Annotated in this window: 21 protein-coding genes; 11 read left to right on the top strand and 10 right to left on the bottom strand. The window is 68.5% G+C overall.

All coding sequences use genetic code 11. The features are described 5' to 3' along the window. Positions 1–65 precede the first annotated feature (65 nt). Positions 66–965: a LysR family transcriptional regulator gene (locus RZR99_RS13335; RefSeq protein WP_323120246.1), complete on the top strand. Its 900-nt coding sequence runs from the start codon at positions 66–68 to the stop codon at positions 963–965. Between the two features lie 20 nt (positions 966–985). Beyond that, entirely contained in the window at positions 986–2413 is a 1428-nt protein-coding gene (locus tag RZR99_RS13330) for an aminotransferase-like domain-containing protein (RefSeq protein WP_323120245.1), read from the top strand. A gap of 24 nt (positions 2414–2437) precedes the next feature. On the opposite strand, the gene RZR99_RS13325 is transcribed toward RZR99_RS13330, so the two are convergent. Together RZR99_RS13325 and pdxR are read right to left on the bottom strand one after the other, a co-directional pair. After that, a complete protein-coding gene (locus RZR99_RS13325; protein WP_323120244.1) occupies positions 2438–2626 on the bottom strand; it encodes a DUF2970 domain-containing protein in 189 nt (62 codons plus the stop codon). A gap of 232 nt (positions 2627–2858) precedes the next feature. Continuing rightward, complete coding sequence (gene pdxR, locus RZR99_RS13320; protein ID WP_323120243.1) at positions 2859–4349, bottom strand: MocR-like pyridoxine biosynthesis transcription factor PdxR; 1491 nt, start codon at positions 4347–4349, stop codon at positions 2859–2861. A 90-nt stretch (positions 4350–4439) separates the two neighbouring features. Between pdxR and RZR99_RS13315 the strand changes: the two genes are divergently transcribed. After that, the gene (locus RZR99_RS13315) at positions 4440–4703 is read left to right on the top strand and encodes a hypothetical protein (protein ID WP_323120242.1); all 264 of its coding nucleotides are present in this window, start codon (positions 4440–4442) and stop codon (positions 4701–4703) included. 62 nt (positions 4704–4765) lie between these two features. Here the strand turns inward: RZR99_RS13315 and RZR99_RS13310 are convergent, their stop codons facing one another. The 3 genes from RZR99_RS13310 to RZR99_RS13300 all read right to left on the bottom strand — a co-directional run bounded on the left by RZR99_RS13310 (position 4766) and on the right by RZR99_RS13300 (position 8533). Beyond that, positions 4766–6337 (bottom strand): serine hydrolase domain-containing protein, encoded by a 1572-nt coding sequence (locus RZR99_RS13310; protein ID WP_323120241.1) that lies wholly within the window; start codon positions 6335–6337, stop codon positions 4766–4768. A 197-nt stretch (positions 6338–6534) separates the two neighbouring features. Further along, positions 6535–7725 (bottom strand): succinylglutamate desuccinylase/aspartoacylase family protein, encoded by a 1191-nt coding sequence (locus RZR99_RS13305; RefSeq protein ID WP_323120240.1) that lies wholly within the window; start codon positions 7723–7725, stop codon positions 6535–6537. Between the two features lie 43 nt (positions 7726–7768). Continuing rightward, complete coding sequence (locus RZR99_RS13300; RefSeq protein ID WP_323120239.1) at positions 7769–8533, bottom strand: transporter substrate-binding domain-containing protein; 765 nt, start codon at positions 8531–8533, stop codon at positions 7769–7771. 142 nt (positions 8534–8675) lie between these two features. Between RZR99_RS13300 and RZR99_RS13295 the strand changes: the two genes are divergently transcribed. Next, positions 8676–9596, top strand: a complete 921-nt coding sequence (locus RZR99_RS13295; protein WP_323120238.1) for a LysR family transcriptional regulator — start codon at positions 8676–8678, stop codon at positions 9594–9596. 238 nt (positions 9597–9834) lie between these two features. Here the strand turns inward: RZR99_RS13295 and RZR99_RS13290 are convergent, their stop codons facing one another. Next, on the bottom strand, positions 9835–10170 hold the full coding sequence (locus tag RZR99_RS13290) for a hypothetical protein (RefSeq protein WP_323120237.1): 336 nt from the start codon (positions 10168–10170) through the stop codon (positions 9835–9837). 10 nt (positions 10171–10180) lie between these two features. On the opposite strand from RZR99_RS13290, the gene RZR99_RS13285 reads away from it, so the two are divergent. The 4 genes from RZR99_RS13285 to RZR99_RS13270 all read left to right on the top strand — a co-directional run bounded on the left by RZR99_RS13285 (position 10181) and on the right by RZR99_RS13270 (position 16393). Then, positions 10181–12598: a glycoside hydrolase domain-containing protein gene (locus tag RZR99_RS13285; protein ID WP_323120236.1), complete on the top strand. Its 2418-nt coding sequence runs from the start codon at positions 10181–10183 to the stop codon at positions 12596–12598. Between the two features lie 160 nt (positions 12599–12758). After that, positions 12759–15614 carry a glycoside hydrolase family 2 protein gene (locus RZR99_RS13280; protein ID WP_323120235.1) on the top strand — a complete coding sequence of 952 codons (2856 nt, stop codon included), beginning with the start codon at positions 12759–12761 and terminating at the stop codon, positions 15612–15614. Between the two features lie 418 nt (positions 15615–16032). Beyond that, complete coding sequence (locus tag RZR99_RS13275) at positions 16033–16212, top strand: hypothetical protein (protein WP_323120234.1); 180 nt, start codon at positions 16033–16035, stop codon at positions 16210–16212. Between the two features lie 46 nt (positions 16213–16258). Beyond that, entirely contained in the window at positions 16259–16393 is a 135-nt protein-coding gene (locus RZR99_RS13270; RefSeq protein ID WP_323120233.1) for an HHHH-motif protein, read from the top strand. Positions 16394–16490: 97 nt separating this feature from the next. Here the strand turns inward: RZR99_RS13270 and RZR99_RS13265 are convergent, their stop codons facing one another. Continuing rightward, the gene (locus RZR99_RS13265) at positions 16491–18767 is read right to left on the bottom strand and encodes an ATP-dependent DNA helicase (RefSeq protein ID WP_323120232.1); all 2277 of its coding nucleotides are present in this window, start codon (positions 18765–18767) and stop codon (positions 16491–16493) included. After that, complete coding sequence (locus RZR99_RS13260) at positions 18764–20464, bottom strand: VRR-NUC domain-containing protein (RefSeq protein WP_323120231.1); 1701 nt, start codon at positions 20462–20464, stop codon at positions 18764–18766. The genes RZR99_RS13265 and RZR99_RS13260 overlap by 4 nt, the downstream gene beginning before the upstream one ends. A 198-nt stretch (positions 20465–20662) precedes the next feature. Here RZR99_RS13260 and rbsK point away from each other — a divergent pair, with 198 nt between their 5' ends. Together rbsK and fucP are read left to right on the top strand one after the other, a co-directional pair. Further along, positions 20663–21589 carry a ribokinase gene (rbsK, locus tag RZR99_RS13255; RefSeq protein ID WP_323120230.1) on the top strand — a complete coding sequence of 309 codons (927 nt, stop codon included), beginning with the start codon at positions 20663–20665 and terminating at the stop codon, positions 21587–21589. A 47-nt stretch (positions 21590–21636) separates the two neighbouring features. Then, positions 21637–22998, top strand: coding sequence for an L-fucose:H+ symporter permease (fucP, locus tag RZR99_RS13250; protein WP_323120229.1), 1362 nt, complete (start codon positions 21637–21639; stop codon positions 22996–22998). A gap of 107 nt (positions 22999–23105) precedes the next feature. On the opposite strand, the gene deoR is transcribed toward fucP, so the two are convergent. Beyond that, entirely contained in the window at positions 23106–23876 is a 771-nt protein-coding gene (gene deoR / locus RZR99_RS13245; RefSeq protein ID WP_323120228.1) for a DNA-binding transcriptional repressor DeoR, read from the bottom strand. A 139-nt stretch (positions 23877–24015) separates the two neighbouring features. Between deoR and deoC the strand changes: the two genes are divergently transcribed. After that, positions 24016–24696 (top strand): deoxyribose-phosphate aldolase, encoded by a 681-nt coding sequence (gene deoC / locus RZR99_RS13240; protein ID WP_323120227.1) that lies wholly within the window; start codon positions 24016–24018, stop codon positions 24694–24696. A gap of 37 nt (positions 24697–24733) precedes the next feature. Here deoC and RZR99_RS13235 read toward each other — a convergent pair whose 3' ends face one another. Continuing rightward, a complete protein-coding gene (locus tag RZR99_RS13235; protein ID WP_323120226.1) occupies positions 24734–25672 on the bottom strand; it encodes a LysR family transcriptional regulator in 939 nt (312 codons plus the stop codon). Positions 25673–25762: the final 90 nt, after the last annotated feature.

Here is a 25762-nt window from a genome sequence, read left to right as displayed (position 1 = left end):
ATTCGATCTCCATTCAATCAAATACACTGCATCGGTTGACGATTTGTTGCATGGATTGAGCGAATATGGATCGATTCACAGCGATGCGCGTGTTTCTGGAGACGGTCGAACGGGGCAGCGTATCGGCCGCCGCGCAGCATCTCGACATGTCACGGGCGATGGCGTCGCGCTATGTCGCGTTCATGGAACAGTGGACCGGCGCCCGCCTGCTGCACCGGACCACCCGGCGCCTCACGCTGACGGCGGCCGGCACGCAGATGCTGCCGCTTTGCCGCGACATGCTGGGGCTCGCCGACCGGCTCGAATCGGTCGCCGCCGACGACGGCGACACGCCGCGCGGCACATTGCGGATCACCGCGAGCGCGATCTTCGCGCAGACCCATCTGGCGGACGCGGTGCTCGCCTACCTGGCCCGCTATCCGGCGGTCTCGGTCGACATGCAGGTGATGGACCGCACCGTCAATCTCGTCGACGAACGGATCGATCTCGCGATCCGCATCACCAACGAACTCGATCCCAACCTGATCGCGCGGCCGCTCGGCGTGTGCCGGTCGGTGGTCTGCGCGGCGCCGGCCTATCTGCGCGCGCACGGCACGCCGACGCGGCCGCACGACCTCGCCCGCCACAACTGCCTGACCTACGCATACTTCGGCCAGAGCTTGTGGCAACTGAGCCGCGACGGCGAACCGGCAACGGTCCCGGTGCGCGGCAACTTCAGCGCGAACGAATCGCTCGTGCTGCTGCGCGCGGCGCTCGCGGGCGCCGGCATCGCCCTGCTGCCGACCTTCGCGGCGGCCGAGCCGATCCGCGCGGGTACGCTGGTGCCCGTACTGCCCGATTACGCGGCGGCGAGCCTGAACATCCATGCGGTCTATGCGTCGCGCCGCCAGATGTCGCTCGCGATGCGCACGATGATCGATTTTCTTGCGGAGCGGTTCGGCGACGTGCCGTACTGGGATCGATGAGCGCCGCGCCGGGTCCGCGCATGAAGCGCTACGAAACCCTCGCGCATGCGCTGGCGGCCGAGATCCGCTCGGGCAACGTCGCGGTCGGCGCGCGGCTGCCGTCGCTGCGGCGGATCATCGCGCAGCACGGCGTCAGCCAGTCGACGGTGTTCCGCGCTTACTACCTGCTCGAGGAGTGGGGACTGATCCGCGCGAAGGAACGCTCCGGCTACTACGTCGCGCCCGGCGCGCGGGTCGCGGCGGCCGTGCCGGATGCGGCGCCCGATCCCGGGCCGGGCAGCAAGGTCGACATCAGCGAACTGGTGTTCTCCGTGCTGGATGCCGCGAAGCGCCCCGACATCGTGCCGTTCGGCTCCGCGTTTCCCGCGCCGCAACTGTTCCCGCTGCCGCGGCTCGCGCGCTCGCTCGCGCAGGCGGCGCGACGCATCGACCCGTGGAGCACCGTCGTCGACCTGCCGCCCGGCAACGAGGCGCTGCGCCGCCAGATCGCGCTGCGCTATGTCGGCATGGGCATCGCGCAGCCCGCCGACGAGATCGTCGTCGCGAACGGCGCGCTCGACGCGCTCAACCTGTGCCTGATGGCGGTGACGCGCCCCGGCGATGTCATCGCGGTCGAGGCGCCCGGCTTCTATGCGGCGCTGCAGGCGGCCGAACGGCTCGATCTGCGGGTCGTCGAGATTCCCGTCGACCCGGTCGACGGACTCGATCTCCCGGCGCTGGCCGCCGCGCTCGACCGCCATCCGATCCGCGCGTGCTGGTTCATGACGAATTTCCAGAACCCGACCGGCGTCACGCTTTCCGACGACAGGAAACGCGCGCTCGTCGAATTGCTCGCGCGGCATCAGGTTCCCATGATCGAGGACGACGTCTACGGCGAGCTGCACTTCGCGGCGCGCTGCCCGCTGCCCGCCCGCGCGTTCGACCGGCACGGGCTGGTGATGCATTGCAGTTCGTTCTCGAAGACGCTCGCGCCGGGCTACCGGATCGGCTGGGCCGCGGCGGGCCGCTTCGCCGCGCAGGTGCAGCGCCTCAAGCTGATGACGACGCTGTCGGCCAGCATCCCGGTGCAGGCCGGCATCGCCGATTACCTGGAATACGGCGGCTACGACCGCCACTTGCGCCGGCTGCGCGGCGCACTGCATGCGCAACTGGATCGGATGGCCGCCGCGATCGCCCGGTGGCTGCCGCCCGGCGTGCGCTGGACCCGGCCGGACGGCGGCTATTTCATCTGGCTGTCGCTGCCCGGCGAGATCGATGCGATGGCGCTGCACCGTCTCGCGATCGCGCGCGGCATCGGTCTTGCGCCGGGGCCGATCTTTTCGGCATCGCACGCGTTCCCGCATTGCATCCGATTGAATTTCGGCCATCCGTGGAGCGCCGAGGCGGAGACGGCGATGCGCACGCTCGGCGAACTGCTCGCTGACCCGGCGCCGCAGCGCCGCGCATGACTCGCGCGGCGCACCGCTTCGACACTACTGCGCGACCGCGACGGCGAGTTTCGCGAGATAGAACAGGCTCGTGCCGAACACCGACACGCACATCACGATCGCCAGCGACAGCCACGGCAGCTTGATCGCCGCGAGATCCGCGCGGTGCGCGGCGCCTTTGCGCACGCCGAAGAAACTCCAGAACACCATCCGAAGCATTTTGAGGAAGTTCATGATCTGCTCCCCGTCCCGATTCGCGGAACGCATTTCGCCTCGCCCATGGTCGCGCGAACCCGGTCGGGAAAACAGCAGCAGATGACATCGATTCGACCGCAGCAGCAGCGTATTTCGGACAGACGCGGTTGGCGGCCGGCATTCGCGGCACGCCGCGATCGACCACGGAGCGGTATCGCCCCGGCCTGCTCGGCCGGTACGCAATACGTTCACCCCGCACCGGCCGTTCGCGTCAGGCGGCGCGCCCCGTATCCGCCGCATCCGCCAGCGCGGCCCGGACCACGCCGGCGAGCCGACCGACCTGGCGCGCCGCGTCGTCCGCCGCGATGTTCGCGTAACCGATCAGCAACCCGTTGTAGCGATCGGCCCGCACGCGATCGAGCAGCAGCGTGCTGATGGGGCGCACCTCCATGCCCGCGTCGTGCGCGCGGGCCGCGACCGCCGTGTCCTCGACCGGCGCATCGAGCCGCAGCGACAGATGCATCCCGCCCGCGCCATGCGACACAGTGACGAGGCCGCCGAGCTGGCGTTCGATCTGCGCGCGCACCGCCGCCTGCCGCTCGCCGTACAGCTTGCGCATGCGGCGCACGTGCGCGGTGAACTGCCCGCTTTCCAGGAAGTCGGCCAGCGCGAGCTGATCCGTGACGTGGCCGCGCCGCTGCACGTTGCGCAGCGCCTGCGCGGCGGCGTCGGCAAGACCGCGCGGCACCACCATGAAACCGAGTCTCAGCGCGGGAAACAGCGTCTTGCTGAACGTGCCCAGATAGACGACCGGCGCGTCTTCGTAGATGCCCTGCAACGCGGGCAGCGGTTCGCCGCCGTGCCGGAACTCGCTGTCGTAGTCGTCCTCGATGATCATCGCGCCGCAATCCAGCGCACGGTCGAGCAACGCGACGCGCCGCTCGAGGCTCATCACGGCGCCGAGCGGGTACTGGTGCGACGGCGTGACGTAGATCAGCTTCGGCGGCGCCGTGCGCCACAGGTCGGGCGGCACGGCGAGACCGTCCGCGTCGACCGGCAGCGGCCGGATCGCGAGCCCCGCCGCCGCGAACGCGGCGCGCGCGCCGTGATAGCCGGGATCCTCGACCCACACCGGGTCGCCCGGATCGGCGAGCAGCCGCGCGCACAGGTCGAGACCGTTCTGGCTGCCGTCCGTGACGATCACCTGATCCCGGCAGCAGCGCACGCCGCGCGTGAGACGAAGATAGCGGGAGATCGCGTCGCGCAGCGCGCGGTGCCCGCGCACGTCCGCATAGCCGAGGTCGTCCGCATCGACTGCCTGCCACGCACGCTTCAGGCACGCGCGCCACGCATCGAACGGAAAGGCGTCGAGCGCGGGCAGCGCCGCCGAGAACGGCAGCATGCGCGAAGCGAGATCGCCGCGCGCCAGCGTGCGTGCCCGCGCCGACAGCAGCGCCGCCCAGCGCGCCTGATCGCGCGGCGGCCGCGCTTCGACGTTCAGCGCGCAGCGGGTGACGAGCGTGCCGTGCCGCGTCGCGCGCACCAACCCTTCCGCCGCCAGCAATTCATACGCATACAGCACGGAGTTTCTCGCGATGCCGAGTTCGGCGGCCAGTTGCCGGCTGGCCTGCAGCCGGCTGCCGCCGACGATCCGGCCGTCGAGAATCGCATGCCGGAGCGCATCGTAGAGCACCCGCTGCTGCGGCAAACCCTGGTTCGCGGGCCGGCGTCGGGCATCGAAATACAGCAGGCTGTAGTCCATTTGGTGGCTCTAGTCGATGGGGCTTCGGTGTCACTACCCATAGCGCCACCGGGCACCTACTATAGCGGCAAAACGCTCGCAGGTGCCCGCATGAAATCTCCCGCCGATGTGCCGCCGTTCGCGCCTTCTCCATCGCGCGCCCCGATCCGCACGCTGCATTCGCCCTGGTGGCTGACCGTGGCGGCGGCCTCCGTCGCGATCGCGTGTCTTTATCCGTTCGCGCGGCGGGCCGCCGAGCGCAACCTGATCGACTGTCTGTCGGCGCATGCGCAAGCAGACCGCGCGGAGGCCGCGACTCCGGCCTCCGCCACGGCGCTGCGTGGGTCGGAGCGCATCGCATCCTGCACCCCGTAGCCTCGCACCCGGTCCCGCCGGCCGAGACTCCGCGCGGGGCAACGGCGACGCGCAAACTCAGGTCACCCAGCGGGCGACGCGAGCCACGGGCTGCCGTCCATCGTGCCCGTGACCGTCGGCCGTTCCGTCGACGCGTAATTGACGTTCACGCTCCGGTCGAAACGCAGAAACGGGCCGTTGAAACGGCAGACCACCGTGTCGCGGAAAACGGTCTCGACGAACGACCAGGTCATCGAGAAGGTGCGATCGTCGATCCATTCGCCCGTCGCGGACACGCGCATCGTGTCGGGTTGATATTCGTGATGAAGCAGGTGGCCCGTCATGGTCGTGCTGCTCTCGATCGCGCGGCCGAGCCCCGCGCGAATCGTGTGCGTGCCGCGATCGTCGGTCAGTGTGAACGTGCAGTCGCCCGGCGTGAAATCGAAACGGATCGACGCGATGTTGTCGGCGTTGGCGGCGAACCGGTAAGCCTTGCCGCTCACGCCGCTCACCACCGGCGACGCCGTCATTGTCGGTGGCGGCAGTAGCCGCAGTCCGGCGCAGCGGGCCTTCAGTTGCGCATCGCTGCGCGCGGCGCCAACGGCCGCGCCGCCGAAAGCCGCCGGAAAATGCTTGAACACCAGCTTGCTGAACCCGCTGCGGCGCGGAATGCCGGCCGTGATCGCGAGCGCCGCGTCCTGTTCGGGAAACGCGATCGCCAGCTGGTAGAACATCCCGTCCGCATAGAACGCGCCGCGCGGTCCGAGCCACCACTGGTAGCCGTAGGTCTGCGGCACATGTTGCGCCTGCACGGCCTTCACCCACGCCTCCGGCAAGATCCGCCTGCCCTCCCACATGCCGCCGCGCGCGTGCAGCAGCGCGAGCTTCAGGCTGTCGGCCGTCTTCCAGCTGAGGCCGTTCGCGCCGGGCGTAATGCCCTCCGGACCCGGGTCCCACTGGTAGCCGCTGATGCCGAGCGGCTCGAACAGACGCGCGCGCAGATACTGCTCGGTCGACTGTCCAGTCGTTTTCGTGATGATCGCCGACAGCATGAAAGTGGCCGCGCTCGTGTACACGAAACGGGTGCCGGGCCGATAGACCACCGGAATCTTGAAGAACTCGTCGATCCAGCTGGTCTTGATGGGCCGCCACTCCGCGCCCGACACGAAGGTCGCATGGCCGGTGCGCATCGTCAGCAGATCCTCGACGGTCATCAGCGCGAGATTCGGATCGACGGGCTGCGCAGGCCGGTCCGGGAAGAACGACACGACGCGGTCGGTCAGTTGAAAGCGTCCTTCGGCGATCGCGAGGCCCACCGCGCACACGGTCACGCTCTTGGTCAGCGAGTGCATCGCGTGGATCCGGTCGGCCCGGTACGGCGCCCACCAACCTTCCGCGACCACTTGGCCGCCGCGCGCGAGCATGAAGCTCTGCAACTCGAAGCCGGCTTGCGCAGCTTCATCGAGAAACGCGAGGATCGCGGCCGAATCGACACCCTGCCGTTCCGGGCTGCTGCGCGGCAGCCCGTCCGCCGTCGGCACGGCGGGAGTCTGCGCGTGCGCGAACGGGGCGCCGGGGCCGATCCCGAGCCCGGTGGCGGCCGCGCTGCCCAGCAGCAGTTTCAGTGAAGTACGCCGCGAAGGCGAAGGAAGCATCGCATCGTCTCGATCCATGGTCTCGTTCAGTTTGTTTTCGGGTTGAAGATGAACCGGCGTCGCCTGCCCGGATGAGTCCGCCGCATCCGTCGTCACAGCACGCCGACGCGCGGCGCCCCGACCGTCGCGCATCGGAGCAATCATGCCGTATTGCCGTATCGCCGTCGTCGCGCCGCCCGCAACCCGGCGGCGGCGCATCATGCGCCCAGCAGCATCCCGCTGCGCACCGGTACGACGCCGGTTACGCGTCCCAGCGGCGCGCCGGCCGTCACGAAGCGGATCGCGCGACGCATGTAGAACACGCCGTCCGTGCGGCTGCTGACCGTGGTGATGCAATCGGTCAGCGGATCGACGATATCGAACAGCGGATCGCCGGCGCGGATCGTGGCGCCCACCTCCGCGCGATGCACCAGCACCCCGCTCACCGGCGCATAGAACTGCTCGCTGCCGGCCAGCGGTGTCGCGGGCGCGCGCAGCGGCGGCAGCGGCGCCGGTTCGCCGCGGATCGCGCCGCGCCACACCAGGTAGTCGATCAGCGCATCGGCGTCCCGCTGCGCGCAAGCATAGGTGACGTCGCGCTGCCCCCTGCATTCGACGGTCACGGCCAGCGCACCGTCCGGCACCGGTTTGCCGGCCGGCAGCCGGCGCCGCAGCGCCGACCACAGCAGATGGTGCGCATCGTCGAATGCATGGCCGCCCGAATCGTTCGCGAGCAGCGAGGCCTGCGCGCCGAGGTAGCGCGCGAGCGGTTCGATCGCGGGCCACGCGGTTTCGCTCGTGTAGACGTGCATCACCGCCTCGAGCGAGCAATGCAGGTCGATCACCACGTCGGCGTCGAACGACCGCTTCAGCAGCGCGAGCTGCAGCGAGTCGAACTCGGTCCGCGGCACCGTGTCGTCGAGCGCCGCGCCGACGCATGCGCGGACGATCGCCAGGTTGCGCGCCGGATCGCTGCCGAGCTGCTCGCCGATCCGCTCGGCCAGCGGCGCAAGCGGCAGGAAGCCGCGATTGAAATTCCGGCCGCTCGCCAGATCGAAGCGGCCGATGAACTGCCCGAGCACATGATGATTGAGCCCCACCGGATTCGCGACGGGCACGAGTACGATCTCGGCCGCCAGCGCGCCCGCGGCCTCCAGTTCGGCAAGCCGGCGCTTCAGCAGGAACGCGGTGAGCATCGCGGGCGTTTCGTCGGCGTGCAGCGCGGCCTGCAGATAGATTTTCTGGGCGACGGCGGGCGCGTCGGAATCGGATACCCCAGAAGCGGGTCTCCCCGCGCCGGGCGTCCCTATACCGGGCGTCCCTATACCGGGCGTCCCAAAATGAAAACTGACAAGCTCTCGGTGCGTGCCGATCGTGGGCGACAACAAAGGCGTCGTGCGGATTTGCATGGAACGGGAATCGATGAAAAAACAGCGGCGCGCGGGTGCGCGGTCAGTCGCCGTACGGGTTGAAATCGAAATACTGCTTCGCGATGCGCGCGTAGGTACCGTCCTTCAGCATCGACGCAATGGCGCCGTCCAGCGCCGCCTTCAGCGCGACGTCCTGCTTGCGCATGCCGATCCCGACGCCGCGGTCGCCCATGTCGAGCGGCGCGCCGACGAACGCGAAGCCCTTGCCCGCCGGGGTACGCAGGAACCCGAAATCCGCCTCGACCGTGCCCAGCAGCGCCCCGTCGAGACGCCCGGTGACGAGATCCTGAAACACGTCATCCTGGCTCTTGTACGCGGTGACGGTCACGCCCGCCGGCGCCCAATGAGCGAGCGCCCACGCCTCGAACTGCGTCCCCGACTGCACGCCGATCCGCTTGCCGGCAAGCGCCTCGGCCGTGCCGGCGAGCCCGCTGCCCTGCCGGGCCACGAGACGCGACTTGAACTGGAACAGCTTCGACGAAAACAGGATCTGCTGCTCGCGCTTCGCGGTGATCGCCATCGACGACATGATCGCGTCGATCTTGCGCGCCTGCAGCGCGGGGATCATCCCCGCGAACTCGAGTTCGACCCACTGACAGCGCAATTGCGCGCGGCGGCAGATCTCGTTGCCGAGGTCGACGTCGAAGCCCTTGACGCTGCCGTCCGGCGCCTTCGCGTCCATCGGCGGATAGCTCGGATCGATGCCGAGCCGGACGACCTCCCGGTCGAACGCGAACGTGGACGATGCGGCGAGCGACACGGCCAGCAGCGCGAGCAGTTTCTTCATGAGCGACCCGACTGGACAAGGAGCAAGGAGCGGACGGGCAACGGCGACCGACCGGACTCCATGCTAGCCCGCCACAACGCGCCCAAGAAGCGCCGGCCGGCTTATCATGATCACTCTTTCCGATCACGGCGTTCGAATCCGCATGGCGCTGACGCTTTCGCAGCTACGAGTCTTCACGGCCGTCGTCGAACACGGCAGCCTCCGCGCGGCCGCGCGCGCGCTCGATCTCGCGCAAAGCGGCATCACCCAGCAATTGCAGAATCTGGAGCTGGCGCTCGGCGCGACGCTGTTCACCCGCACCAATCGCGGCATCGTGCCCACGGCGCTCGGGCAGCGCCTGCTGCTGCGTTCGAGCGCCATCCTCGGCGAGTGCGAACAGGTCGAACGCGAGATCCGGCAGTTGAGCGGCGCGTACGAAGGTACGGTGACGCTCGGCCTGGTCACCGAGCCGCTGATCGATGCGTTCGCGCCGGTGCTGACCGGTTTTCGCGCGCGCTTCGACAAGGTCGACGTGCATCTGCGCACCGGCACCTCGCGGATGATGATCGGCTGGGTGCGCGAAGGCACGCTCGATTTCGCGGTCGCGCTGGTATCGCGGCAAACCGATACGACCGACCTGTCGGTCACCGCGCTGTATCCGTCCGATCCCGTCGTCGTGTGCCGCAAGGGTCATCCGCTCGCGGATGCGACGTCGCTCGCGCAACTCGCGGGCTGCAACTGGGTCGCGACCCGCACGCCGAACCTGAGCGTCGATCCGGTCGCCAATCGATTGCTCGCCTACTTCGATGCGCACGGCGAACCACCGCCGACCATCATTGCAACGGTCGAAGGCATGTTCGAAACGCTGCACCTGGTGACCGAAACGGACTGCCTGTCGCTCGAGTCGGCGGCGGTCACGCGGCACGGCCTGTTCGCCGACGCGCTGACGATCGTTCCCGTGCGCGAGCGCGTGAATCCGCCCGACGTGTGCCTGCTGCAACGCGCGGCGGTGCCGCTCACGCCGGCCGCGCAGGCGTTCGCCGCGATGCTGACGTCGTACATGCGGATGGTGAAAAGCAGCTGATTCCCGCCGCGCCGGCCATGCGCCGCCACGCGCAATGCGATCCTGGCCGGCGTCCCGAACAAGCGCCGCGCATCCCTCGGCGGCACAAAACAAGACGAAACACGGCCGCGCGAACGCTAAACTGCATCGTTACAGGGTAATCCCACCTTGCCGCTGCAACCCTGGCCAAACAAGATTTCCGCATCGACGTCGCGCGATATTGTTTATTCGAATTGCTAAACATTTATCCGAATGTCGATCACATCCGACAATAAACGCTGGCCGCAACGGCACATTCGATCCAGTTCATCATGAATACACGTTCACTCGTCATCAGTCTCGCGGCATGCGCATTGCTCGGCGCATGCGGCGGCGACGGCACCGATAGCGCTTCGATACTGGCCCACCCGGACAAGCCGACGAACAACACGCCGGCCACCGTTTCCCCGGCGACGTCGACTCCGACTCCGACATCGACTTCGACTTCGACTCCGACATCGACACCGACGTCGACCCCAGCTTCGACACCCGCGGTATCGCAACCGCCGGCGGCGCGAGTCAATCTCGCGCTGACGCAATACGTCAATCCGTTCATCGGCACCGCGGTGTCCTCCGACAGCGGCTACGCGGGCAACGTCAATCCCGGCGCGATGGTGCCGTTCGGCATGGTCAACTTCGGACCGAATACGCCGCGCTCCGATTTCAACGGATCGGGCGGCTACCTGTCGAGCGGATCGACGGGCGGACAGCTCGACTTCTTCAGCATGCGTCATCTGAACGGCGTCGGCTGTCCCGGCCAGGGCGCCGTCGCGATGCTGCCGAGCACGACCGGCAGCGCAGTCGCGTCCGCGTCGGGCCGGCCGGTGAAGATCGCCTACAACTATGCCGACGAAGCGGCCGAGCCGGGCTACTACAAGGTGAAGCTCGCGAACGGCATCAAGACCGAACTGACCGCGACGCTGCGCACCGGCAGCGCCCGCATCACCTACCCCGACAGCAGCAAGGGGTACTTCGCGATCGACGCCAAGCTGAACGGCAACAGCGACTCCGGCAGCGCGACCGCGATCGCCGCCAAGAACGTCTCGCTGGCGCTCGGCAGCGACGGCCGTTCGCTGTCCGGACAGGCCGTCGCGCCCGCGTTCTGCACGCCGTACGGCACGATCTGGAACTCGCCCGTATATTTCTACGCGAGCTTCGACAAACCGTTGCGCGCGCAATCGGGCAAGTCGACCGTGAATACCGTCGTCAACGGCGCGGCCGTCCTCCAGTTCGATCTCGCGACGACGGACCCCGTCGTCAACGTGAAGATCGGCATTTCGTCGGTCAGCATCGCGAACGCCAAGGACAACCTGTCCAAGGAGAACGCCGACCAGACGTTCGACGCCGTGCGCACTCAGGCGTCGGCTGCGTGGAACGACCGTCTGAACACGATCCAGATCGACCAGGCGGCGAACCCGGGCACCCTCAACGCCACGCAAAAGGCCAATCTGACGAAGTTCTACACGGCGCTCTATCGCGTGTTCGGTTCGCCGACCGTGTACAGCGACGCCAACGGCGAATTCCGCAGCATGCGCCAGCCGAAGGACGCGAACGGCACCTACCCGACCACGGTCGACCGCACCGGCGCGATCCCGGCCCGCGACACCGCGAAGGTCGGCGACTACAGCTACCGGCAGGCGGACGGCTCGACAGGCGGCTACCGCACCCACTACACCGGATTCTCGCTGTGGGACACGTACCGGTCCCAGGCCCAGCTGCTGGCGTGGCTCGCGCCGAAGGAGTCCGGCGACATCCTGCAGTCGCTGACGGTGGATGCCCTGCAATGCGGCGCATTTCCGCACTGGGTCGACGCGAGCGACGATTCGACGCCGATGGCGGGCGACAACGCGCTGAACGTGATCGCGGGCGCCTACAAGTTCGGCGCGACGAACTTCGATCTCGTATCGGCCGCGCGGCTGACCAAGCAGTCGGTATTCGATCCGTCCAGCGCGTGCAACAACAACGCCAGTTCGCCGAATCTCGCCAGCTACCTGACGACGCACTACTACACCGACAGCGGGCATCCGTCGTCCGAGCAGATCGAGCGGATCCTCAGCGACCGTTCCGCCGCCGCGTTCCTGAAAGCGCTGCCGGCAAGCGTGCTCGCCGACGCATCGGTGCAGGTCACGCAAGCGGACATCGGCACGCTGTTTGCGCGCGCATCGTGGTGGACCAACATCTTCGACGCCACGAACAAGCGGCTCGCCGCGCGCTCGGCGCCGCCGTCGGGCTCCCCGCCCGGCACCCTGGGTCCGCTCGTGGCCGGCTCGTTCCACGAATCGACCGAGCCGAACTACTTCTGGACATTCGCGCAGGACTGGAGCGCGCTGATCAAGGCGATCGGCGGCAAATCCGCGGCCGTCACCCGGCTGAATACGCTGTTCTCGATCGACTCGGCGCTGACGGTCACGCCCTCGTCCTCGCAGCTGAACGGCGGCGAAAGCTCGAACGGCTATTACATCGGCAACGAGCCGTCGTTCCAGGCGCCGTGGGCGTACAACTGGGCGGGCGCCCCGAGCGCCGCGCAGTACATCATCCCGATCGTGATGCGCGAGACCTTCTCCACCGGGCGCGACGGCCTGCCCGGCAACGACGACATGGGCGCGATGTCGAGCTGGTACGTGTGGGCCGCGCTGGGCCTCTATCCGGTCGTGCCGTCGGAGTCGGGCCTCGCGATGTCGACGCCGCAGTTCGGCGGGATGACCGTCTGGTTCGGCAACGGCAAGAAGCTGCGGATCGAGACCGACAAGCAGGCCGTTGACGATCGCGCGCCGTTCATTCGCGCGCTGAAGGTCAACGGCACGGCCTACGCGGGTTCATGGCTTCCGCTGCAGACCGTCGCCGACGGCGGCACGCTGAGCTACATGCTGTCGTCCACCGCCACCGACTGGGCCGCCGCCGAGAACCTGACGCCGCCGTCCGGACCCAATGCCGACTACACCCGGATGACGGCAGCGGGACCGACCGCGGCACCCGCCCGGTAGCGCCGGGCATCCGAAAAACCAGGGCCGGACGCGACCCGCGCGATACCCGCCCTGACCGATCGCGAGCCCGTCCGGGAAACCGGCGGGCTCACGATCCCTCGGCGAAGCCTGAGCCGCCGAAGCTCCATCGAAACTCAACACCAACAGATTGGGAGATGCGATGAAGTCACGACAGCGTAGACGATTCCTTTCACAAAGCGCGGCACTGCTCGGCAGCGGCCTGCTTGCGGGCTGCAACGACGGTATCGACGGCGTGGGCGCCGCACCCGCGCCGGGCGGTACGGCCGTCGCCGACGCCATGTTGCCCGGCACGGCCGCCGCCCCGCCGGCCGCCGGTCTGGCATCGGCCCGCCCCGTCGCCGGACCGTGGACGTTCCAGGCCGCGTCGTCGGCGCCCGGCGTCAGCGGCGCCCAGCTGGCCAGCGCGGCGGAGCTCGCCGGGATGGCGCCGGCCACCGTGCCCGGCACCGTGCTGAACAGCCTGATCGTCAACGGCACCTATCCCGATCCGCTCCATCGGCGCATCGTCACCGACACCGTCCCCGATACGCTCAAGGACACCGACTACTGGTACCGGACGCGCTTCGACACGCCGCGCCTGCTGCCGGGCCAGCGCCTCTGGCTGCGCTTCGAAGGCGTCAACTACAAGGCGGCGATCTGGCTGAACGGCGCATCGGTCGGCACGCTCGAAGGCGCGTTCAAGCACGGCTCGTTCGACGTGACCCGGCTGGTCCCGGCCGCCGGCGGCCCCGCTTATCTGGCCGTGCGCGTCGTCAAGCTGGATTTTTCCGAGGGACCGCTGAAGCCGAGCTACGCGAGCGGCGTGACGCGCGGCGGACGCAACGGCGGCCCGACCGGCGTCACGCTGAAGAACGGCCCGACCTTCTTCTGCACCGCCGGATGGGACTGGCTGCCGACGGTGCCCGACCGGAATCTCGGCATCTGGCGGCCGGTGTCGTGGTTCACGACGGGCGCCGCGCGCATCGCGGACCTGCGCGTCGACAGCACGCTATCCGACGACCTGCGCACCGCCGAGCTGCGGCTCGATCTCGCGCTCGACAATCGCGGCACGAGCGCGCTTGCCGCCACCGTGCGCGGCACCCTCGACGGCATCGCCTTTCGCCGCGATATCCGGATCCCGGCCTCCGACCAGCCGGCCACCGTCACGCTGACGTCCGCGGACATCCCCGAACTCCGGCTGGCGAACCCCCGGCTATGGTGGCCGAACGGCTATGGCAAGCCGGAGCTGTACCGGCTGTCGCTGCGCGTCGAGATCGGCGGCCAGATCTCGGACGAGCGGACGATGAACGTCGGCATCCGGCGCATCGAGTACTCGCGCGACATCGGCCTCGGCACCCAGCTGAGCCTCACGGTCAACAAGCTCCCGATCCTGGCGATGGGCGGCAACTGGGGGCTGGACGAGGCATTCAAGCGCATCCCGCGCGAGCGGCTGTTCCACCAGGTGAGGCTGCATCGCGATGCGAACCTGAACCTGATCCGCAACTGGAACGGCCAGAGCACCAGCGAGGATTTCTTCGACGCCTGCGACCGGTACGGCATTCTCGTGTGGCAGGACTTCTTCTACTCGACGGAAGGCCCGGCGCCGGCCAACGTCGCGCGCGACCTCGACAACATCCGCGACGCGATCGTCCATTACCGCAATCATCCGTCGATCCTGCTGTGGTGCGGCGGCAATGAGGGCTCGCCGCCGCCCGCGCTGGTCGACGGGCTCGACCGGCTGGTCGCCGAACTGGACCCGAAGCGGCTATGCCTCACCAGTTCCGCGGGCGACACGGGCGCTCACGCGGTCAACGGCTACTCGTCGGGCGGCCCCTATCATTGGGTCGCGCCGAAGGCGCACTTCAGCCGCGGCTACGGCACGCTTCAGGTGGCGTTCCACAACGAGGTGGGCTCGTATTCGATTCCGACGCTGGAATGCGTCGAGGCGATGCTGCCGCCGACATCGTGGGAGCATCCGGACGATTTCTGGGCCGACCGCGACGTCAACGGCAACGGGGGCAACGGCGGCGGCGCCGGCTACATCGCGCTGACCGGCTCGCGCTACGGCACGGCCGTCAACCTGCCCGATTTCATCCGCAAGTCGCAGCTGATGAACTACGAATGCATCAAGGCGATCTACGAGGCCAACGCGGCCGTGATGATCGGCCCCGCGTCGGCGACCGTGACGTCGCCCGCCACCGGCGTGATCATGTGGATGACCAATCCCGCGCAGCCGAGCTTCGTCTGGCAGATGTACAGCCACGACCTGGAGCAGCATGCGTCGTTCTTCGCCGTCCGTCACGCATGCCGCCGCGTCAACGTCATCATGAACGCGAACACGCTCGACGTGACGATCGCCAACCACACCGCCGCCGCGCTGTCCGGCAGCGTCCGCATCCTGATCCACAACCTCGACGGCACGCTGAGCAGCCGGACCGTGCAGGCCGTGGCCAACGTGGCGGCCGCCTCGTTCCAGGTCGCCGCGAATCTCGCCGCGCGGATCGCGCGCGCGTCGTCCGCGGTCTGCTTCGTGTCGCTGAGCCTGCTCGATGCCGGCGGGTCGGTGCTGGCGGACAACTTCTACTGGTATCAGACCAGCGGCGCGGACAGCACGTACACGTCGCTCGACGCGATGCCGGCGGCCGCCGTGTCGATCGCCGCATCGGCGACGGAAGCGGACGACGGATGCGCGACGCGCATCGTCGCGGACGTGAAGAACATCGGCGGCACGATCGCGCTGATGACACACCTGCAGTTGTTCGACACGGCGACCGGCCAGCGGATCCTGCCTGCGTTCCATAGCGACAACTACCTGAACCTGCTGCCCGGCGCGTCCACCCAGGTCACCATCGAGGTTCCGCACGCGAGCGGGCAACCGCCGGCTCGCGCGGCCATTCGCGTGGACGGCTGGAAGCTCGACCGCGGGCGTTGCCGCCTGAGCCCCGACGGCCTGCCCGTGACGTTCAACGATCGGGCGCTCGCGGTCACCGGGCCGACCACGTTCGCCGTGAGCTGACACCGGTTCGTCACACTCGCGCGGCACGGGTCCGGACAAACCCTCGTGCAGATGACACCGCGCGGCCGTTTCTTTCGACGGAAGAAACGGCCGCGCGGCGTGCCGCATCGAAGCCGACGCACGCGCATCAGGGACAACCCATGGCCCGCCGGATACGCGCCGCAACGGGTTTGCATGTTGATATCGCGCCGCCTACGCTGTAGTCACCGGCCACGGCGCACGGTCCGCGCGCGACGCATGCATCGCGCGGCGCGCGTCCGCGCTCATCGCCGCGGATGCCCCTTTCTTTTGTTTCTTTCGGATTCTTTACGATTCGCCGAATGGCGGCGTGCCGCCGTGTCATCAAGCGTAGCAACTTCTTACATCTGAAATGGCAGTCGTTCGTATGATCGGGTCGCCGGTTCAATAGGGAGGTGAAATGAAAAAGATGATGTTGTTCGCACTGGTGCTCAGCGCGCTCTCGAGCGTGATGCTCAGCGGATGCATCGCGTATGCGCCGGGCCCCGAAGTCACGGTGGGCTGGCACGGCGACCGCTACTGGGATGGACACCGTTACTGGGAACGCCGCGAATGGGAATCGCAGCACCCGCAATGGTAACGGTTCGCCCCCTCACGATACGTTCTCTACTCAAGGATAAGAAAACATGAAAGCACTGCTGATGTCGACCCTGGTCGCGGCTGTCTCGTTCGCGCTGCTCGTACCGGTGGCCGAGGCGCACCCCCACAAGGTGTGCCACTTCGATCACCATCATCACCGCACGTGCCACTGGGTTCATTGAGCGGCCCGCTCCCGATGCGGGGCCGGTAAGCGGAACGGAGCGGTGCCGCTCCGTTCTCACGCGCCACGCCGGACCGCTCCCCGGCGCCGCCTGACGCTCAGGTGACGCGCCACCATGTCGGCAGCAGCCGCTGCACGTCGCGCGACCGGTAGCGGTCGTCGATCAGATGCACGACGCCTTCGTCGCGCTCGGTGCGGATCACCCGGCCTGCCGCCTGCACCACCTTCTGCAGCCCGGGAAACAGATACATGTAGTCGTAGCCGTTGCCGAAACGCGCGTCCATCGCGCGCCGCATCTGCTCGTTGACGTCGTTCATCTGCGGCAAACCCAGCGTCGCGATGAACGCGCCGATCAGCTTGTCGCCCACCAGATCGATCCCCTCCGCGAACGCGCCGCCCAGTACCGCGAAACCGATCCCCTGCCCGGCGCCCTCGAAGCGCGCGAGAAACGCGTCGCGCGCGGCTTCGTCCATGCCCGGCTCCTGCGTCCACACCGGCAGCGCCGGATGACGCGCGCGCAATCGCGCCACCACCTGCTGCAGATAGTCGAAGCTGCTCAGAAACCCCAGGTAGTTGCCGGGCCGGGCCGCATACTGCGCCGCGATCAGCTCGACGATCGGCTCCAGCGACCGGTCGCGGTCGCGCCAGCGCGTCGACACGTGCGCCGCCACCTTGACGGTCAGCTGCTCCGCGCGGAACGGCCCCTCGACATCGATCCAGCCGGTGTCGTCCGGCAGGCCGAGCGTGTCGCGGTAGAAGCGGAACGGGCTCAGCGTGCCGGAGAACATCACCGTCGCGTGCGCGGCCGCATGCCGCGGCGCGAGGAAATCCGCCGGCACGACGTTGCGCACGCACAGCGTCGACGGTGTCTTGCCGGCGCGTCCCGGCACGCGCGCCCCGCCCGCCTCCGCCCGGGTCGCGTCAAAGATCGAGTGCGTATCGAACTGCTCGGCGAGCGCGACGAAATGCATCGCGTCGAAACAGAAGCGCAGCACGGTGTCGTCGATCGACAGCGGCGCGTCCGACAGCTGCTCGGTCACCTTGCCGATCAGGTTCTGCGCGGCGGACAGCACGCGCGGCGGCACGCCCGGATGAACCTCGTACGGACGCTCCTGCGCGCGGTTCAGCGCGTTCCATTCGCGATTGAGGCGTTCGAGGGGCTTGTCCAGCGGCGCGCTCGCCAGCTTGCGCGCGCCGGCGAGCGCGAACTGATCGAGCGCCGCGCTGTACATCTTGCGCGCGCGGTCGAGCAGGTTGTGTGCCTCGTCGACCAGCACGCCGGCCCGCCACGCGTTCTGCTGCGCGAGGCCGTGCAGCAGCGCGCTGCTGTCGTAGTAATAGTTGTAGTCGCCGATCACGACGTCGCACCAGCGCGCCAGCTCCTGCGCGAGATAGTACGGACAGACCGCGTGCGCGAGCGCGGCGGCCCGCACCGCCGCGCGATCGAGCCGGGCGGCGTCGAGCGCGGCGCGGCGCGCGGCGGCCAGCCGGTCGTAAAACCCCTGGGCGAGCGGGCACGATTCGCCGTGGCACGCCTTGTCCGGATGCTCGCAGGCCTTGTCGCGCGCCACGAGTTCGAGCGTGCGCAGCGGCAGCGCGGCGGCGGACCCGCGCAGCGTATCGAGCGCATCCAGCGCGAGCGCGCGGCCGGGGGTTTTCGCGGTCAGGAAGAACACCCGATCGATCCGATCTTCCGCACACGCCTTCAGCATCGGAAAAAGCGTGCCGAGCGTCTTGCCGATGCCGGTCGGCGCCTGCGCGATCAGGCAACGGCCGTCGCGCGCGGCCCGGTAGACGGCGACCGCCAGTTCGCGCTGCCCGCTGCGGAACCGGCCGTGCGGAAACGGCAGTGCCAGCAGCGCCGCGTTGCGCGCGGCGCGGTGCGCGGTCTCGCGCGCCGCCCACTCGGCGAAGCGCTCGCACTGCTCGACGAAGAACGCTTCGAGCGACGCGGCGGTATGCGCTTCGGTCAGCACGGTTTCCGTATGCGTCGCGATATCGAAGTACACGAGCGCCACCGTCAATTCGACCAGTCCGCGCGCCCGGCACAGCAGATGGCCGTAGACGCGGGCCTGCGCCCAATGCAGCGCGCGGTGGTTCGCCGGCATCCGGTCGAGCGCGCCGCGGTAGGTCTTGATCTCTTCGAGCCGGTTCAGCGCGGGATCGTAGCCGTCCGCGCGCCCGCGCACCGTGAGATCGCGGTACACGCCCGTCAACGACACCTCCTTCTCGTAGCCGTCGCTGCGGCGCGAGGTCACCATGCCGTGCCCGGCGATACCTTCCTGCGCGCTCGGCGCGGGCGTGAAGCGCAGATCGAGATCGCCGCCGCGCGCGGTGAATTCGCACATCGCGCGGACCGCGACGACATAGCTCATGCGGCCGCCCCCGCATCGTGCGCGCCGGCGGACGGCGCCGCGTCCGTCCACTGCACGTCGAGCACGCGCACCGGCATGCCGTGCGCGACGCAATAGGTCAGCCAGCGAATCTGGTTGTCCTGCAGGCGGTCGCCCGGGCCCTTCACCTCGATCAACTCGTAGCGCCGCTCGGCGGGCCAGAAACGCACCAGGTCCGGCAAACCCGACCGGTTGCCGCGAATATCCTGCAGCAGCCGCTCGAACCACAGCCGCAGATGCGCGGCGGGCAGGCAGTCGAGCGCCTGCCCGAGCAGCGCGTCGTCCAGCGCGCCCCAGAACACGAACGGCGATTGCAGGCCGGCCTTCGACGCAGCGTGGCGAAGAATCGTGTCGCGATACTGCCCGCTGTCGAGCTGCGCGAGACAGGCATCGAATCGCGCGGCGCGGCGCTGCCGGAAATCCGGCGCGTGCAGATCGGCCGGGCCGCGCTGGAACGGGTGGAAGAACGCGCCCGGCAGCGCCGCGAACACCGGCTCCCAGCATAGCAGGCCGAACAGCGAATTGATCAGCGTGTTCTCGACGTAATGAACCGGCGCGTCATGCCGGGTCAGGTGATCGCGCACCGCCGTCTCGACACTGACCGGCGGGTCCGGCGGAGCGATTGCGAGCACGCCGCGCGGAATCGGGCTGGCGCGCGCCGCCCGCGCCGTCTCCCGCCCTTCGCGGCGCCGCAGCCGCGGCAGCATCCGGGCGATGCGCTGCTGCTCTTCCTCGCTTTCCGGCTGCCGGGCAGCCTGCTCGGCCAGCGCGAGCGCGTCGCCGCCGCGGCCGCTGCGCTCGAGCACCCGCACCCGCCGGTGCCGGCTGCCGGGCCAGCCGCTGCGCGCGTAGGCGGCCAGCGCCCCGTCCCATTCGGCGCGCCGCTCGCCGGCCTGGCCGATCTGGAACAGCAGCTTCGCGCGCCGCTGCGCGAGCCACGCATTGCCGCAGTCGAGCGCGCCGGCGTGCTCGGCCAGCGCGTCGAGCGGCGTGTCGTCCGGCCACGCGCCGAGCGCTTCGCGGCAGCCGTCCAGCGCGAGATACGCATCGACGTCCGCGCGCTGCTGGAACGCGCGCGACGACGGCGCGAACGGAACCTGCTCGTACTGGAACACGCCGAGATCCGCCAGCACGAACTCCGACCAATCCTGGTGGAGATTGCCGAAGAACATCAGCCGCAGCCGGTCGCACAGCGGGCCGACCGTCACCTCCAGCACGCGATCGTCCAGCGCCGGCTGCCAGTGCGCGAACGGATGAGCGCCGTCATGCGCGCCGCGCAGCCATTCGAGCAGATCGCCCTTGCGCGCCGCCGCGCCGCCGGGCGGCGGCGACGCGAAACGCCGCGCCAGTTCCGCCCGGGTCGACAGCGCGAACAGCTGGTCGAGCGACAGCGCGGGCGCGGGATCGACCCAGCCCAGCTCGACGAGCGCGGCGGCCGCGAGCCGGGTCGGGCCGATTTCGTCGTAGACCAGCTTGCTCTCGCGAAACAGCGGCCCCTTGCGCATCAGCATCCGCACCAGCAGCGCGCGCGACGGTCGCGGCAGCGCCGCGAACGCGTACAGGAACGCGTGCTCGCCGGCGTCGAGCACGTCGCCGTAGCGCGCGCCGATCCACTCGAGCGCACGCTCGAAATTCGACAGGTAATAGAACGCGGGCGGAAGCGACGGGTCGGGCGGCACGGATCGGCGATCACTGTACGTTTATACAGTCGCGATGATAGCAAAAGCACCGCCCGCGCCACCAGCGCGCCTTCCCCGCCCCCGGGCCGGATGACGCGGGCATCACACGAAAAGATTGAATTTAAACATTTTATGTGATTATATTCACACACGAGAAGCAACCGGCCAGCCGGTACGACATGTGAGGAAGACAGCAAGATGGGAAAGATCGCCGTCATCGGCAGCAACATGGTCGACCTGGTGACCTACGTCACCCGGATGCCGACCCGGGGGGAAACGCTCGAGGCGCCGGGTTTCGAGATCGGCTGCGGCGGCAAGGGGGCCAATCAGGCGGTCGCGGCGTCGAAGCTCGGCGCGCAGGTGGTGATGGTCACCAAGGTGGGCGACGACCTGTTCGCCGACAACACGCTGCGCAATTTCGCGAGCGTCGGGATCGACACCGAGCACGTGCGCCGGGTGCCCGGCGTGCCGAGCGGCGTCGCGCCGATCTTCGTCGAGCCGGATTCGAGCAACAGCATCCTGATCGTCAAGGGCGCGAACCGCCACCTGCTGCCGGCGGACATCGACGCGGCCGCGGCACGGATCGAGGCCTGCAGCCTGATCGTGCTGCAGCTCGAGGTGGAACTGGACACCGTCTACTACGCGCTCGACTTCGCGGCCGCGCGCGGCATCCCGGTCCTGCTGAATCCCGCGCCGGCCGTGCGCGAGCTCGATCTCGCGCGGGTCGCGCAGGCCGAATTCTTCGTGCCGAACGAGACCGAGCTCGCGATCGTGACCGGCAGGCCCACCGATTCGCTGGAAGCGATCGAGCGCGCGGCCGTCTCGCTCGTCGAGCGCGGCCTGCGCAACGTGATCGTGACCCTCGGCGCGCGCGGCTCGCTGTGGGTATCCGCGCACAGCGCGCGCTACGTGCCGGGCTTCGCGGTCGACGCCCGCGACACCACCGGCGCGGGCGACGCGTACATCGGCTGCTTCGCGCACTACTACACGGAAACGCGCAACGTCGCGCGGGCGATGCGCTACGCGTGCGCCTACGCCGCGCATTCGGTGACGGGCCTCGGCACGCAGAAGTCCTACGCGGACGCCGGCACCTTCAAACGCTTCCTGCGGGACGTCGCCTTCTGACGACGCGCGCCGCTTTCGCTTCACGAGACAACCGGGAAGGAGACAGCATGAGCCAGGCCAGGATCGTACAGACGCCGGACGGGTATTACCTGAACCGCACCCCGCTTTTCGCATTCACGCTGCTCTGCTGCCTGTTCGCGCTGTGGGGCACGGCCGCGAACCTGAACGACGTGCTGATCGCGCAGTTCAAGAAAGCCTTTTTCCTGTCGGATTTCGAGTCGGCGTTCGTGCAGTCGGCGTTCTATCTCGGCTACTTCTTCCTCGCGATTCCGGCCGCGACGGTCGTCAAGAAGTTCAGCTACAAGACCACCATTCTGATCGGCCTGTGCTTCTACACGATCGGCTGCCTGCTGTTCTTTCCGGCGGCGTCGATGGCGAAATACGGGATGTTTCTCGTCGCGCTGTTCGTGATCGCGGCGGGCCTGTCGTTTCTCGAGACCGCGTCGAACTCCTATTCGACGCTGATGGGACCGCGCGAGACCAGCACGCGGCGGCTCAACATCTCGCAGACGTTCTACCCGTTCGGCGCGATGGCGGGCGTCTACATGGGCAGCTTCCTGATCTTCCGCGAAGGCGACGCATCGCACGCGCAGCTCGCGCGAATGTCGGCGGCCGAAGCGCACGCGCATCAGCTCGCGATGATCCAGGCGACGCTCGAACCGTACAAATGGATCGTCGTCGTGCTGGTGGCGGTGTTCGTCGTGTTCGCGCTGACGCCGTACCCGGCCTGCAAGGGCAACGGCGCGGACGGCCCCGCGCAGCGGATCGACCCCAAGGGCACGCTCGCGCGGCTGTTCGGCAACCGGCGTTTCGTCGCGGGGATCGTCGCGCAATTCCTGTACGTCGGCGCGCAGGTCGGCGTGTGGAGCTTCACGATCCGGCTCGCGATGCAGATCGGCGGGCTGAACGAGCGCGGCGCGTCCCGCTACCTGCTCGTCACCTTCTTCGCGTTCTTCGTGGGCAAGCTCATCGCCACGCTCGTGATGAAGCGCGTCGGTCCGGCGAAGGTGCTGATCGTCTACGGCCTGCTGTGCATCGCGCTGCTCGCGTACACGGTCGGCGTGCACGACATCACGGCCGTCTACGCGGCGGTCGGGGTCAGCGTGTTCCTCGGCCCGTGCTGGCCGACCATCTACGGGCTCACGATCGACGGTCTCGGCAAGGATACCGAGTATGCGGGATCGATCCTCGTGATGAGCATCGTCGGCGGCGCGGTCGTGCCGCTGCTGCAGGGGCTGATCTCGGATCACACGGGCGGCAACATGCAGCTCGCGTTCGTCGTGCCGCTGCTGTGCTTCGTCGTGATCGTCTATTACGGCTTTTTCTGCCTGCGGCATCTGCCCGCCGCGCTGCCCGGCACGCCGTCGAAGCCGGCCTACCCCGATGCGCGGAACACGTCGGGCGCATGAGCGGATGGCCCGCCGCACCGGATCGGCCCGTCGAGCGCGCCCCCCGCGCGGCGCGGGGCCGCGCTGCCGCACCGGCGCCCCGGGCAGCCGACGCGCGCCGGCCGCGGTCAGATCACGAGCGCGATGCCGCGTTCGCGGATCAGGGTTTCGTACTTCCGGTTGAGCTGATGATCGGAGAGGATGAAGTTGAAGTCAGCCAGCTCGGCGAAGTACGCCGGCCGCACTTCGTCGAACTTGGTATGGTCGACCAGCAGGAACTTGTTCTGCGAACGCTGCATGACCTTCTTCTTCACGTCGACTTCGTGGAAGTTGAAGCAGGTCACGCCGCACCGGTCGCTCACGCCCGCCGCCGAAATGAACGCCTTCGACACGCGCACCGTGTCGAGCATGCCGGCTTCCGCGCTCGACTCGAACACCATGTTCTTGCGGTGATAGGTGCCGCCGCACAGGATCACGTCGCAGTGCGGCTTCTGCTGCAGCTTCACGAACACGTTCAGCGAATTGCAGACGGCGGTGAACTCCAGTTCGTCGGGAATGAAATCGACGACGAACGGCGTGGTCGATCCGCAATCGAGAAACACCGTGTCGCCGGTCTTCACGAATTGCGCGGCGAGTTTGCCGATCTTGCGCTTCTCCTCGATCTGCCGGTTGTTTTCGGCGCTGATCAGGTATTCGCCGATGTCGCTGCGCTGCGCGGCGAAATTGCGCGTGATGTAGCCGCCGACCAGGCTCAGCCCGTGCGGATTGTCCGTGAGATCGCGCCGGATCGTCATTTCCGACACGTCGAACAGTTCCGCCACCTCGCGCAGATGAATCGCGTTCTGCCCTTGCAGCACGTTCATCAGCGCCTTGATCCGCTCGCCCTTCTTGGTTTCCATGCTCCGTCCTTCCGCTGTATTCCGCGCGCCGGGCAGGTCTCCCCATCCGGCGCCGCATGCTCTATTAGTAACAAACCGATGTTAAAACATCAACTTTCGTGTGAGCCGGTCCGTCACACAGCACTACGGAGTCTTTGTCATGCCTTACACCAACGCGCAACTCGCCCAGTTCATCGATCACACGCTGCTCGCGCCCGACGCCAGCGACACGCAGCTCCGCGCGCTGTGCGGCCAGGCGGCGGCGTATCGCTTCTACTCGGTGTGCGTCAATTCCGCTAACGTGCCGCTCGCGGCCGCCGCGCTGGCGGGCACGGGCGTCAAGGTCTGCTCGGTGATCGGCTTTCCGCTCGGCGCGGGCCTGAGCGCGTCGAAGGCGTTCGAGGCGTCGGCGGCGATCGCGGCCGGCGCGGGCGAGATCGACATGGTCGTCAATCTCGGCGCGCTGAAGAGCGGCCGGCTCGACGACGTGAAGGCGGATATCGCGGCGGTCCACGCGGCGTGCGGCGCCGTGCCGCTCAAGGTCATCCTCGAAACCGGCCTGCTGACCGACGACGAGAAGGTGCGCGTATGCGAGATCTGCCGCGAGCTCGGCGTGGCGTTCGTGAAAACCTCGACGGGCTTCGGCCACGGCGGCGCGACGCTCGAGGACGTCGCGCTGATGCGCAGGACGGTCGGCCCGGCGCTCGGCGTGAAGGCATCGGGCGGCGTGCGCGACCGCGCCGCCGCGCTGGCGATGATCGAAGCGGGCGCGACGCGGCTCGGCACCAGTTCGGGCGTCGCGATCGTCACGGACGGACAGGCCGCCGCCGCCGCGTACTGAACGGGCGCGGCACGGCACGCGGGCGGCATCGGCGCCCTCAGCGCCGGCGTTCGTCGACGTAGCCCCGCGCCGCCTCGAGCGCATCCCGCGCCGCCGTGCCGTTGTGGCGGCCGCGATGCAGCAGCGTGAGCGGCGCGCGAATCGCGTCGAGCTGCGCGCAGGGCAGATAGTCGACCCGCCCCGCCAGCACGCTGCGCATCGATGCGGGCACGACCGACACCCCCGCGCCCGCCGCCACCAGGTTCAGGCAGGTCAGCATCCGCGTCACCTCGGCCGCGACGCGCGGCTCGAAACCGGCGTGCCGGCAGGCGCCCAGCAGTTGCTCATAGATGCCGCCCTGCCCGGGCCGCCGCACCAGAATGAAATCCTCGTCGCGCAGCACGTCCAGCGTCGGTGCGCGACGCCGGCGCGGCGCCGCGCTCGCGGCGGCGGCAAGCGGATGCCCGGCGGGCAGCGCGAGCCATACCGGCTCGTCATCCACGACGAGCGCTTCGACATCGTTCGCGCGCAGCACCGGTACCCTCAGCATCACGAGATCCAGTTCGCCGCCGCCGAGCCGCTCGGTCAGATCCTGCGCACTGCCGTCATGCAGTTCGACACTGAGATCGTCGTGCCGGGCGAGACAGCGCCGCAGCACCGCCGACGACGACTCGTGCAGCGCGGCCGAGGTCGTGAGCCCGACCCGCAGCGCCCGGTGCCGGCCGCGCGCCGCCTGCCGGACGTGGGGCACCAACGCATCGGCGCCGTCGAGCAGCTTGCGGGCGCGCTCCAGCAACGCGACGCCCGCGGCCGTCGGCGCGACGCCGGTCGGCTGGCGGTCGAACAGCCGCACGCCGAGCCGGGTTTCGAGCACCCGGATCTGCTGGCTGAGCGGCGGCTGCGCGATGCCGAGCCGCTGCGCGGCCCGCGTCACGCTGCGCTCTTCCGCCACCGCCACGAAATAGCGCAGCAGGCGAAGGTCGACGATCTCGTTCATATTCAATCGATATGAAAATCCAATAATCCATATATTTTACATACGCCCTCGATACGCGTTAAATAGCGCGATCGAATCGACGAGACGGAG

It is taken from the genome of Burkholderia alba (assembly GCF_034721475.1).
Classification (GTDB): domain Bacteria; phylum Pseudomonadota; class Gammaproteobacteria; order Burkholderiales; family Burkholderiaceae; genus Burkholderia; species Burkholderia alba.
Note: the sequence above shows the minus strand (reverse complement) of the source record. Positions and strands in the feature narration are given on the sequence as shown.

Coding starts and splice junctions, on each gene's coding strand:
- RZR99_RS13335 (WP_323120246.1), top strand. CDS start 66: ATGGATCGATTCACAGCGATGCGCGTGTTTCTGGAGACGGTCGAACGG.
- RZR99_RS13330 (WP_323120245.1), top strand. CDS start 986: ATGAAGCGCTACGAAACCCTCGCGCATGCGCTGGCGGCCGAGATCCGC.
- RZR99_RS13325 (WP_323120244.1), bottom strand. CDS start 2,626: ATGAACTTCCTCAAAATGCTTCGGATGGTGTTCTGGAGTTTCTTCGGC.
- pdxR (WP_323120243.1), bottom strand. CDS start 4,349: ATGGACTACAGCCTGCTGTATTTCGATGCCCGACGCCGGCCCGCGAAC.
- RZR99_RS13315 (WP_323120242.1), top strand. CDS start 4,440: ATGAAATCTCCCGCCGATGTGCCGCCGTTCGCGCCTTCTCCATCGCGC.
- RZR99_RS13310 (WP_323120241.1), bottom strand. CDS start 6,337: ATGCTTCCTTCGCCTTCGCGGCGTACTTCACTGAAACTGCTGCTGGGC.
- RZR99_RS13305 (WP_323120240.1), bottom strand. CDS start 7,725: ATGCAAATCCGCACGACGCCTTTGTTGTCGCCCACGATCGGCACGCAC.
- RZR99_RS13300 (WP_323120239.1), bottom strand. CDS start 8,533: ATGAAGAAACTGCTCGCGCTGCTGGCCGTGTCGCTCGCCGCATCGTCC.
- RZR99_RS13295 (WP_323120238.1), top strand. CDS start 8,676: ATGGCGCTGACGCTTTCGCAGCTACGAGTCTTCACGGCCGTCGTCGAA.
- RZR99_RS13290 (WP_323120237.1), bottom strand. CDS start 10,170: ATGAACGGATTGACGTATTGCGTCAGCGCGAGATTGACTCGCGCCGCC.
- RZR99_RS13280 (WP_323120235.1), top strand. CDS start 12,759: ATGAAGTCACGACAGCGTAGACGATTCCTTTCACAAAGCGCGGCACTG.
- RZR99_RS13275 (WP_323120234.1), top strand. CDS start 16,033: ATGAAAAAGATGATGTTGTTCGCACTGGTGCTCAGCGCGCTCTCGAGC.
- RZR99_RS13270 (WP_323120233.1), top strand. CDS start 16,259: ATGAAAGCACTGCTGATGTCGACCCTGGTCGCGGCTGTCTCGTTCGCG.
- RZR99_RS13265 (WP_323120232.1), bottom strand. CDS start 18,767: ATGAGCTATGTCGTCGCGGTCCGCGCGATGTGCGAATTCACCGCGCGC.
- rbsK (WP_323120230.1), top strand. CDS start 20,663: ATGGGAAAGATCGCCGTCATCGGCAGCAACATGGTCGACCTGGTGACC.
- fucP (WP_323120229.1), top strand. CDS start 21,637: ATGAGCCAGGCCAGGATCGTACAGACGCCGGACGGGTATTACCTGAAC.
- deoR (WP_323120228.1), bottom strand. CDS start 23,876: ATGGAAACCAAGAAGGGCGAGCGGATCAAGGCGCTGATGAACGTGCTG.
- deoC (WP_323120227.1), top strand. CDS start 24,016: ATGCCTTACACCAACGCGCAACTCGCCCAGTTCATCGATCACACGCTG.
- RZR99_RS13235 (WP_323120226.1), bottom strand. CDS start 25,672: ATGAACGAGATCGTCGACCTTCGCCTGCTGCGCTATTTCGTGGCGGTG.